This window comes from Actinoplanes sp. NPDC048791 (assembly GCF_040650095.1).
Taxonomy (GTDB): domain Bacteria; phylum Actinomycetota; class Actinomycetes; order Mycobacteriales; family Micromonosporaceae; genus Actinoplanes.
In genome coordinates this window covers 1-10,367 of record NZ_JBEZGQ010000225.1, presented here as the reverse complement: position 1 = coordinate 10,367, position 10,367 = coordinate 1, and the positions used below count along the sequence as shown (strand labels likewise).

General features: G+C 71.9%; 8 protein-coding genes. 1 reads left to right on the top strand and 7 read right to left on the bottom strand.

Annotated features, from left to right (window positions below):
• Both AB0C29_RS18410 and AB0C29_RS18405 read right to left on the bottom strand, forming a co-directional pair.
• On the bottom strand, positions 1-2,651 hold a 2,651-nt coding region (locus AB0C29_RS18410; protein WP_360821593.1), incomplete at its 3' end, for a sensor histidine kinase.
• Between the two features lie 447 nt (positions 2,652-3,098).
• Positions 3,099-4,166 (bottom strand): adenosine deaminase, encoded by a 1,068-nt coding sequence (locus tag AB0C29_RS18405; protein WP_360545442.1) that lies wholly within the window; start codon positions 4,164-4,166, stop codon positions 3,099-3,101.
• A gap of 26 nt (positions 4,167-4,192) precedes the next feature.
• Here AB0C29_RS18405 and AB0C29_RS18400 point away from each other — a divergent pair, with 26 nt between their 5' ends.
• Positions 4,193-5,002: a putative RNA methyltransferase gene (locus AB0C29_RS18400; protein ID WP_360821591.1), complete on the top strand. Its 810-nt coding sequence runs from the start codon at positions 4,193-4,195 to the stop codon at positions 5,000-5,002.
• Between the two features lie 6 nt (positions 5,003-5,008).
• On the opposite strand, the gene AB0C29_RS18395 is transcribed toward AB0C29_RS18400, so the two are convergent.
• The 5 genes from AB0C29_RS18395 to AB0C29_RS18375 are packed head-to-tail and all read right to left on the bottom strand — an operon-like array spanning position 5,009 to position 10,349.
• Positions 5,009-5,686: a DUF4272 domain-containing protein gene (locus AB0C29_RS18395; RefSeq protein WP_360821589.1), complete on the bottom strand. Its 678-nt coding sequence runs from the start codon at positions 5,684-5,686 to the stop codon at positions 5,009-5,011.
• A 6-nt stretch (positions 5,687-5,692) separates the two neighbouring features.
• Positions 5,693-6,970, bottom strand: coding sequence for a thymidine phosphorylase (locus AB0C29_RS18390; RefSeq protein WP_360821587.1), 1,278 nt, complete (start codon positions 6,968-6,970; stop codon positions 5,693-5,695).
• Positions 6,967-7,680, bottom strand: a complete 714-nt coding sequence (locus AB0C29_RS18385) for a cytidine deaminase (protein WP_360821585.1) — start codon at positions 7,678-7,680, stop codon at positions 6,967-6,969. The genes AB0C29_RS18390 and AB0C29_RS18385 overlap by 4 nt, the downstream gene beginning before the upstream one ends.
• A 57-nt stretch (positions 7,681-7,737) precedes the next feature.
• Positions 7,738-9,006 (bottom strand): ABC transporter permease, encoded by a 1,269-nt coding sequence (locus AB0C29_RS18380; RefSeq protein ID WP_360821583.1) that lies wholly within the window; start codon positions 9,004-9,006, stop codon positions 7,738-7,740.
• Positions 9,007-9,011: 5 nt separating this feature from the next.
• The gene (locus AB0C29_RS18375; protein ID WP_360821581.1) at positions 9,012-10,349 is read right to left on the bottom strand and encodes an ABC transporter permease; all 1,338 of its coding nucleotides are present in this window, start codon (positions 10,347-10,349) and stop codon (positions 9,012-9,014) included.
• Between the last annotated feature and the right edge of the window lie 18 nt (positions 10,350-10,367).

Genomic DNA, 10,367 nt, shown 5'->3' with positions numbered 1-10,367 from the left:
GCCGACGACACGGGCGGCGCGGAGACCGGCCGGCCGCCACCGTACGGCGGGGCGGACGGCACCGGCGGCGCGGACACCGGCGGGACCGGAGGCGCGGAGACCGGGGGCACGAACGTGTTGCGGCTCTGCGACTCCGGGTTGGCCGGCAGCTGACGCGGGATGGTGTGGCCGTACGAGCCCGTGTCCTCGGGCCGGTAGGCGTCACCACCGTTGCGGCGCTGCGGCAGCCCGTCGGGACCGCTGAAGCCCTGCGGGCCGGCCGGCGACTGCGGCCGCGGCGGGATCGGCTCGTTGCTGCGCGGGCCGTGGAAGCCGTTGGCCCCGTTCGAGCCGTTGCCGGAGCCGTTGGCGCCGCCGAAGCCGTTGCTGGGGCCACCGAAGCCGTTGCTCGGTCCGCCGAAGCCGTTGCCGTTGCCTGCGGGCTCGAAGCCGTTCGAGGGGGCGCCGGTCAGGTCGGACCAGGCCGGGACCGAACGGTTGCCGTTGCCACCGGCGCCGAGCATGCCACCGGCGGGCATCGGCGGGTTCGGGTCGAACGGGCGCCCGGTCGGGTAGCCACCGCGACCGTTGGAGCTGCTCTCGAGGGCCAGCGGCGGCTCGGTGAACGCGTTGCGCGCCGGCTGGTCGTACGGGTTGGCCCCGGGCTGCAGCCGGTTGGCCGCCGAGGCGGAGACCATGACGCTGGCCGGCAGGCCCACGTCGGCGACCGTGCCGCGCTCGGTGTCGGCCGGGCGCAGCTCGACCTTGACGCCGTGCCGGTTGGCCAGGCGGGCGACCACGACCAGGCCCATCATCCGGGAGACGGCCACGTCCACCATCGGCGGCTGGGCGAGCCGCTCGTTGAGGTCGCGCAGCTGCTCGCGGCTGATGCCGATGCCGCGGTCCTCGACCGAGAGCACCGCGCCGTCGCCCAGGCGCCGGGCCTCGACGATGACGTGCGAGTTCGGCGGGGAGAACGCGGTCGCGTTGTCGAAGAGCTCGGCGACCAGGTGGACCATGTCGTTGACCGCGTGCGCGGACACCTCGATGTCCCGGTCGATCATGCCGAACTCGATGCGGGTGTAGTGCTCGACCTCGGACTGCGCGGCGCGGAGCACGTCGATCAGAGCCGCCGGCTCCCGCTGCACACGGGTCGAGTCGGCACCGGCGAGGACCAGGAGGTTCTCGTCGTTGCGGCGCATCCGGGTGGCGAGGTGGTCGAGCTGGAAGAGCTCGGCCAGCCGGTCCGGGTCCTCCTCGCCGCGCTCGAGGCGGTCGAGGTGGCCGATCAGCCGGTCGACCAGGATCTGCGAGCGGCGGGCCAGGTTGACGAACATCGTCGAGACGGAGGACCGCAGGGCGGCCTGCTCGGCGGCGGTGCGGACGGCTTCCAGGTGGACCGCGTTGAACGCCTCGGTCACCTGCCCGAACTCGTCCCGGCTGCGGACCGGCAGCGGCTCGGCGACCTGGTCGGCCACCTGGGCCGGGGTCAGTGAGCCGGTCAGTGCGGGGTCACGCAGCCGCTCGACCGCCTGGGGCAGGCCGAACTGGGCGACGTTGAGGGCACCCTGGCGCAGTTCGCGCAGCGACCGGGCCATCGAGCGGGCGACCAGCCAGGCGAAGATGATGGCCAGCAGCAGCAGGCCGAGCAGGATGCTGGTCTCCACGAAGACCTGCGTCTGCACGTCGTCACGGATCTCGGTGGCCTGCTCCACGACCTGGCTGTCGAGGCGGTTCTCGACGTTGCGGAACAGGTCGTTGTAGCCCTGCATCGCCGTTTCCCACTGGGGGAGGTTGAACGGGATGGACCCCGAGTTGTTCGGGGCCAGTCCCTGCAGCGGGATGGTGAGGTTGGTGGCGCTGCGCTTGGCCGGGCCGCTGACGACCCGGTCGAAGAGCGCCTTGTCCTCGTCGGTCGCGACCTGGCGCATGCTGGCGTCGGAGATCGCGTAACCGGTGTCGGTGAGCAGGAACTTGCGCCGCAGGCTGGGGGTGAAGTCCCCGGCGCCGAGGACCTCGAGGCCGACGGCACGCTGCTGGGAGATGTAGTCCTTGCCCCGGGCGACGGCGGCGACGACGCGCAGCCGGTCGCTGAGGTTGGTGTCCTGGGCGAGCTGCGCGGACGCGTCGCGGACGTTCAACAGGTCGTTGATCAGGGGGTCGTAGTTCTCCCTGAGCTCCTTGGTGTTGAAGTCGCCGTTGGCGGTGCGGCTGCGGATCGAGGGCAGCTCGAGCAGGTTGCTGTCGAGCCGCTTGAGCAGGATGTTGACCTGCTCGGGCACGTCGTCGAGGGCGGCCTTCTGCTGCGAGTACGGCAGTTTGGCGGCGTCCACCTTCGGGTGCTCGGCCTTGTAGGCGGCGTCCGCGGCGGTGCGCTGCGGCGTGCTCTTCTTGGTGGTCGCGATCATCACGCCGTAGGCGCGTTCGTTCTGCAGGTGATCGACAAGACCACCGGCGGCCTGCGACAGCACCGACAGGGTGCGGGCGCGCTCGGCGTCACTGGCCTCGTTGATGTGGTCGATCAGGCCGCTGGTGCCGACGACGACCGTCGCCAGCGTGGGCACGAGCATGATGAGCCCGAGCTTCGACCAGATCGGCAGATCCCGCAGCCGGCCGGCCGGCCGTCCGAGACGCGACATGACAGCGTTCGCCGTCTTGGGGCGCTTGCTCACGTCACCGTCCTCCTGATTCGGACCCGGCCATCGGATCACCGGGCACCGCACACGGCCGACTCACCGGGTCGGGCCCCCGAGATTCCATCACGACGAGTGTCAAAGAGAAAGAGCAGCCTGACCCGGACCGTTTGTGTGATGCGATGTTGCGTCCGAAGAGTTGGACATCGCCGGTCAGTCATCACTGCTCGTATAAGGGCGCTTCTCTTTGGGTCACTCGCTCCGAACGGTGCCACGGGGTTCCCGCACACACCGATCGGACCCGATCCAGCTTCGATCGCGGCAGCACAGACGATTGCTCGCACACGAGCCGACGGCAAGGCAAGATGCCGGATTGTGCAGTGTTTGAGACAGCACTCTGTCCGAAAGGATGAGGCGGCTGACCGAATCGCCAGTTTCGCGAGACGAAAGTACGGACGTGTCGCCAATGCCGCTTAAAAGCGGACTTTAGGCCAGCAACTTCGCGTACGCCGGCTTGATCACATCGTTGATGATCGCCAGCCGCTCGTCGTACGGGATGAACGCCGACTTCATCGCGTTGATCGTGAACCACTGCAGTTCACTCCAGCCCCACCCGAAGGCCTCGGCCAGCAGCGCCATCTCGCGCGACATCGACGTACCGCTCATCAGCCGGTTGTCGGTGTTGACCGTGACCCGGAAACGCAGGTCGTGCAGCAGCCCGATGGGGTGCTCGGCGATCGACGGCGCCGCGCCGGTCTGCACGTTGGACGACGGGCACAGCTCCAGCGGGATCCGCTTGTCCCGCACGTACGACGACAGCCGCCCGAGGCTCGTCCCGGTGATGTCGTCCACGATCCGCACGCCGTGGCCCAGCCGGTCGGCGCCGCACCACTGGATCGCCTGCCAGATCGACGGCAGCCCGAAGGCCTCGCCGGCGTGGATGGTGAAGTGGAAGTTCTCCCGCTGGAGGTATTCGAACGCGTCCAGGTGCCGGGTGGGCGGGAAGCCCGCCTCCGCGCCGGCGATGTCGAAGCCGACCACCCCGGTGTCGCGGTACCGCACTGCCAGCTCGGCGATCTCCTGCGACCGGGCGGCGTGCCGCATCGCGGTCAGCAGGGTGCCGATCCGGATGTGGTGCCCCTGGGCGGCCGCCTCGGCGCAACCCTCGCGGAATCCGGCGTGCACCGCGTCGACGACCGCGTCCAGGCTCAGGCCGCGCTCCAGGTGCTGCTCCGGGGCGTACCGGATCTCGGCGTAGACGACGCCGTCGGCGGCCAGGTCCAGCGCACATTCCTTGGCCACCCGGTGCAGGCCCGCCTCGGTCTGCATCACCGCGACGGTGTGCGCGAAGGTCTCCAGGTAGCGTTCCAGCGACCCGGAGTCGGCCGCGGCGACGAACCAGTCCCCCAGCCGGGCCGGATCGGTCTCGGGCAGGTCGTGCCCGATCTCGGCGGCGAGCTCCACGATCGTGGCGGGCCGCAGCCCACCGTCGAGGTGGTCGTGCAGCAGGGCCTTCGGGGCGTTGACGATGTCGGCGTGGGTGATGGCGACCATCAACAGATGCTAGAGGGAAGCAGCGGATGATCGACGGAGCATTGCCGTACCTGCGCTGCCCGGTGTGCGGCGAAGGGCTGGCCCGGACCGGCGACCAGGCCCTGCGGTGCCGCCAGGGGCACAGCTTCGACATCGCGCGGCAGGGCTATGTGAACCTGACGGCGGGCCGGTCGCCCCATCCGGGCGACTCGGCCGAGATGATCGCGGACCGCGCGGCCTTCCTGGCCGAAGGCCATTACGCCTTCATCGCGGAGGCGCTGGCCGAGACGGTACGGGCGGACGACGGTCTGGTCCTCGACGCGGGTACGGGCACCGGCGACTACCTGGCGCACGTCCTCGACGCTCTGCCGGCCGTCCCGGGTCTCGGCCTCGACGTGTCGAAGCCGGCCCTGCGCCGCGCCGCCCGCGCCCATCCCCGGGCCGGTGCCGCCCTGGCCGACCTGTGGCGTCCCCTCCCCCTGGCCGACGCCTCGGTCTCGGCGCTGCTGAACGTCTTCGCCCCGCGCAACGGCCCGGAGTTCCACCGGGTCCTGCGCCGCGACGGCATGCTCCTGGTCGTCACCCCGGCCCCGGAGCACCTCCGGGAGCTGGTGACCGCCCACAGCCTGATCCGGGTCGACCCGGCCAAGGCCGACCGGGTGGCGCAGACCCTGGGTCCGAACTTCCGTGCGGAAGTCACGACCACCCACAGCCGCCGGCTCAGCCTGACGGCCACGGAGACCCGGGCCCTGATCGGGATGACCCCGAGCGCCCGCCACGTCCCCCTGGACGAGATCAGGGCAGCGCAGCAGACCGTCACCGCGGCGGTGACCCTGACCGTCTACCGGCCGGTGTAGCTCCGGCTAGACGGAGAGGTCGACCTCTTCCCACTCCGGCGGCTCCTCGTGGTACGGCCCCACGAACACCACCCCCCACTCGAGCGCCCACCGGCGCTGCCCGATGGCGTTGCTGTCCATCTCCCCCGGCACCGGCTTGCCGGCCTTCTCCGACTCCTGGAACGCCCAGTCCAGGCAGTAGTAGAGGTCGAGCAGCACCGCCGCCTCGATCGCGTCCCGCGGCGCCACCAGCGCCCGTGACCGCCACCGGTCGAACAGCTCCCCGCCGGGCAGGTCCGGCATCTGCTGCATCAGCCTGTCCTCGGGCGGCTCGGTCGGGTCCAGGTGCCGGCTCAGCCCCAGCAGCCAGGCCAGCGCGAAGACCGCATCGTGGTGCAGCACGAAGGACCGGTGGTCACCCTTGCCGCCGGCCACGAACTGCCATTCCGGCGGTGTGACGAAATCCACCAGGTGTGAGCTCAGCAACCAGGTCATCGCCGCCTCGGTGGGCATGCCGAAACAGCGGGCCACCACCACGTGCAGCACCGCCGCCCGGGCCTCGAGCTCGGCCGTCGCGCGCAGCTCCACACCGTCCCCCGGCTCCCAGACCAGCGGGAACGCCGGTGGCGGCAGCGGCAGGCCGAGCCGGTGCAGCTCGTCCAGGCTGGCGTCGCGCACCGCTCGGGGATCGGGGGCGGCCTTCATGACCGATCAGGCTATGCGGTCGATCAGCAGCGGCGCGGGGGCGGGCGCGCCCGGCGCGATCCGGACCGCGCCCTCGGCGGTGGCCAGCGCCGCCGGGATTCGGCCGGCGTCATCGGTACGCAGTTCGAGCAGCACGTCGCCGGCCCGTACGGTGTCTCCCGGACGCACCTTGAGCATGATCCCGGCGCCGAAGCTCACCGGGTCCTCCTTGCGGGCCCGTCCCGCGCCGAGCCGCCAGGCGGCCAGGCCCACGTCCAGCGCGTCGATGCCCGCGACCACACCGTCGGTGCCGGCGCGCAACACCTCGGTCTCGCGGGCAGTCGGCAGCGCCGCGTCCGGGTCGCCGCCCTGGGCCCGGATCATCGCCCGCCACGAGTCCATCGCCGCACCGGACCTGAGCACCTCGGCCGGGTCGGTGTCCAGGCCCGCCGCGGCGAGCATCTCCCGGGCCAGCGCCAGGGTCAGCTCCACCACGTCGGCGGGGCCGCCACCGGCCAGCACCTCCAGCGACTCCTGGACCTCGATCGCGTTGCCGACGGCCAGGCCCAGCGGGGTGTTCATGTCGGTCAGCAGGGCGACCGTCCGGACGCCGTGCGCGGTGCCCAGCTCGACCATGGTCCGGGCCAGCTCGCGGGCGGTGCCGACGTCCTTCATGAACGCGCCGGTGCCGACCTTGACGTCGAGCACCAGCGCGCCGGTGCCCTCGGCGATCTTCTTGCTCATGATCGAGCTGGCGATCAGCGGGATGGCCTCGACCGTGCCGGTGACGTCGCGCAGGGCGTACAGCTTGCGGTCGGCCGGGGCGAGCCCGTCGCCGGCCGCGCAGATGACCGCACCGACGTCCTGGAGCTGGCGGACGAACTCGTCGTTGCTCAGGGCCGCCCGCCAGCCCGGGATCGACTCGAGCTTGTCGAGGGTGCCGCCGGTGTGCCCGAGCCCGCGCCCGGAGAGCTGCGGCACGGCCGCACCGCAGGCGGCGACCAGCGGGGTCAGCGGCAACGTGATCTTGTCGCCGACACCGCCGGTGGAGTGCTTGTCCACGGTCGGCCGGGAGACGGCCGACAGGTCCAGGCGCTCGCCGCTGGCGATCATCGCCGCGGTCCAGCGGGCGATCTCCGCGGGGGTCATCCCGCGCAGCAGGATGGCCATGGCGAGCGCGGACATCTGCTCATCGGCGACGGCACCCCGGGTGTACGCGTCCACGACCCAGTCGATCGCGGCGTCGGAGAGCACCCCGCCGTCGCGCTTGGTCCGGATGACGTCGACCGCGGCGAACTCGCTCATCGTTGCTCCCACTTGGTTCCGATGCCTTCCGGCGGCTCTCCCTCGCCGGCCCAGGACAGGCCGCCCTCGGCGTCGACGACCACGACCCTGGGGGTACGGGTGAGCCCCCAGGTCACCGCCGCACCGGCAGTCGCGAAGTTCGGCCCCTCCTCGAGGACACCCTTCTCCGCCTCGGCCTCACCGGGGCTGCCGGCCGACCGCTCCCAGTAGCCGGTCCACACCTGCTCACCGCCGGAGAGGTCCGGGTGCACGAACACCGTCCCGCGGCCGCGCCACTTGGCCAGCTGGGCGGGCACGGCCGGCACCGCGGACGGCCCGGTGACCTTCTCGATGTCGTCCGGCCCGAACGCGTTCGGCAGCAGCTCGGCCATCCGCAGCGGCCGGGGCAGCGCCTCCACCAGGCAGTCGGCCCCGCCGTGCTCGTACAGCAGCTGGCGGCAGCGGCCGCACGGCATCAGCGGCAGGCCGTTGGCGTCCACGCACGAGACGGCCACCAGCCGGCCCCCGCCGGTGGCGTGCAGCGAGCTGACCAGGCCGCACTCGGCGCAGAGGCCGACGCCGTACGACGCGTTCTCCACGTTGCAGCCGACCACGACCCGGCCGTCGTCGACGAGCCCGGCCACCCCGACCGGGAAGTCGGAGTACGGGGCGTAGGCGCGGCGCATGGCCTCGATGGCGGCGGCCCGCAACGAGCCCCAGTCGATCTCCATGCCGCCGATTCTGCCCCACCACCGTTCCGGCCGGTCGCGGCTCCCCTGAACGGCCGGTCAGCTCTTGATGTAGGGCTGCCCGTCGGCGGCCGGCGCGCGGACCCGGCCGACCAGTCCGGCCACCGCGATGATGGTCGCCAGGTACGGCAGCATGTTGAGGAACTGGCTCGGCACCGAGCTGCCCGCGACGCTCAGATACGTCGCCAGCTTCTGCGCGAAGCCGAAGAACAGCGCCGCTCCGAGCGCCCCGAACGGCGTCCAGCGACCGAAGATCAGCGCCGCCAGCGCGATGAAGCCGGCGCCCGCCGTCATGTTCTTGTTGAAGCTGCCCGTCGCCACCAGCGTGAAGTAGGCACCACCGGCACCCGCGATCACGCCGCCCAGCAGCACGTTGAGGTAGCGCAGGCCGCGTACCCGGATGCCGACTGTGTCGGCCGCCGTCGGGTGCTCGCCGACCGCCCGGGTCCGCAGGCCCCAGCGGGTCCGGGTGAGCCCGAAGTGGATCGCGAAGACCAGGATCAGGGCCAGCCAGACCAGCAGGTTGGTGTCGAACAGGACCGGGCCGACGACCGGGATGTCGGCCAGGCCGGGGATGCGCCACTCGGGCATCCGCGGCGGCTGGTTGTACGACTGCGCGTCGGTCTGCATGAGCCGCTCGTAGAGGAAGCCGGTCATGCCGAGCGCCAGCAGGTTGAGCACGATGCCGACCACGACCTGGTCCACCAGGTAGCGGATCGCCAGCACGGCCAGGATCGCCGCGATGAGCACGCCGCCGACCGCCGCGCTGAACAGGCCGGCCCAGACGCTGGTCGCCATCGTGCCGACCAGGGCCGCGCCGAACGCACCCATCAGGAACTGGCCCTCGATGGCCACGTTGACCACGCCGGAGCGTTCGCCGAGCACGCCGGCCAGGGCGCCGAGCACCAGCGGGACCGCGAGCTCCAGCGTGCCGCTCGCCGTGTCGACCAGCGGCAGGAACTTGCCCGCCACCTGCCAGCACAGGAACGACAGCACGAAGCCGAGGATGCCCAGACTCAGCACGGAGGTCTGGTAGCGGCGGGCCAGCCCGGCCAGCAGCACCGCGCCCGCGACCACCGCGACCAGGCCGAACAGGATCGTGCCCAGCTGGCCGTTGATGGACAGCGCCGCGCCGGCGGCGTCCTCGCTCAGGGTGAACCGGGCGGTCTTCGAGGGAGCGAGCGGCCCGAAGATGGCCGTCGCGATCAGGCCGATCAGGACCACGCCGACCCCGAGCCGCCGCTGCCGGTCCCAGAACCGGGCCGGGGCCGCGGTCGGTGTCAGGTCCTCCACTGTCGCCGTCGACACCGGGGTCACCAGCCCTTCGCCATCGATGCGCCGAGCCGCGCGGAGCGGGCGGCCCGCAGGTGGAAGATCGCCTTCACCAGGGCCGGGGCGGCGATGAAGATGACGATCAGGGCCTGGAGCACGGTCACCAGCTCCAGGGAGATGCTCGAGAAAGACTGCATCCGGTTGCCGCCGGCCCGCAGCGCGCCGAACAGCACCGCGGCGGCCAGGGTGCCCCACGGCCGGTTGCGGCCGAGCAGGGCGACCAGCAGGCCGTCGAAGCCGATGTTGCCGGCCACCTGGGTGGTCAGCGCGTGCGCGGTGCCCAGCACCTGGGTCGCGCCGCCGAGCCCGGCCAGGCCACCGGCGGTGACCATGAGCAGGGTGTACGTGCGCGCGACGCTGATGCCGGCGGTGCGGGCGGCGGCCGGGTTGGCACCGACCGCGCGCAGCTCGAAGCCGAACGCCGACCGGTTGAGCAGCCAGGCGACCGCCGCGGTGGCCAGCACGGCCAGCACGATGCCCAGGTTGACCCGGACCTCCCCGCCGACGGCCGGCAGCTGCGCCGAGGAGTCGACCGGCTCGCTGATCGCGTCGCTGCGCCCGCTCTGCTGGATGCCCTTCTGCAGGATCAGCCAGCTCAGGAACAGGTTGGCGGTGTAGTTCAGCATGATCGTGACGATGACCTCGTGGGCGCCGGTGCGGGCCTTGAGGATGCCCGGTACGAAGCCCCAGAGCGCGCCGCCGAGCAGGCCGGCGACGAGCGCGGCGATCAGGTGGATCACCGGCGGCAGCGGCAGCAGGAAACCGGCCAGCGCGGCGCAGATCGTGCCGACGACCGCCTGGCCCTGGCCACCGATGTTGAACAGGCCGCCGCGGAACGCCAGCGCCACCGACAGGCCGGTGAAGACCAGCGGGGCCGCGTACGTCAGCGTCTCGGAGATCGGGAAGACGACCTGGCGCCAGGTGCCGGTGCCGTTGCTCCAGGCGGTGATCGCGGCCGGGTCGACGATCGCGCCCTTGAACAGGTCCGCGTACGCGTTGCTGACCACGGTCCAGCTGGCGTTGAGCGCGTCGCCGGGCCGGGCGGTGAAGTACGAGAACGTGTCCAGCACCGCCGGGTCGGACACGATGATCAGGATCGCGCCGATGACCATGGCCATGACGACGGAGAGCACGGTCACGGTGACCGTGTTGGCCGACCACAGGTTGTGCAGGAAGTGGCTCAGGAAGGAGTCGTCGTCGCCCGGCTTCTTGTCCGGGGCGGCGGCCGGCTTGTCCTGCACGCCCGTGGCGACAGCCGGGTCCGCGGCCGGCTCGTCGGCCGGCTTCCGCGGTGCGCCGACCGGTTCGTCGGTGGTCACTTGGTCCCCTTCTCTGCG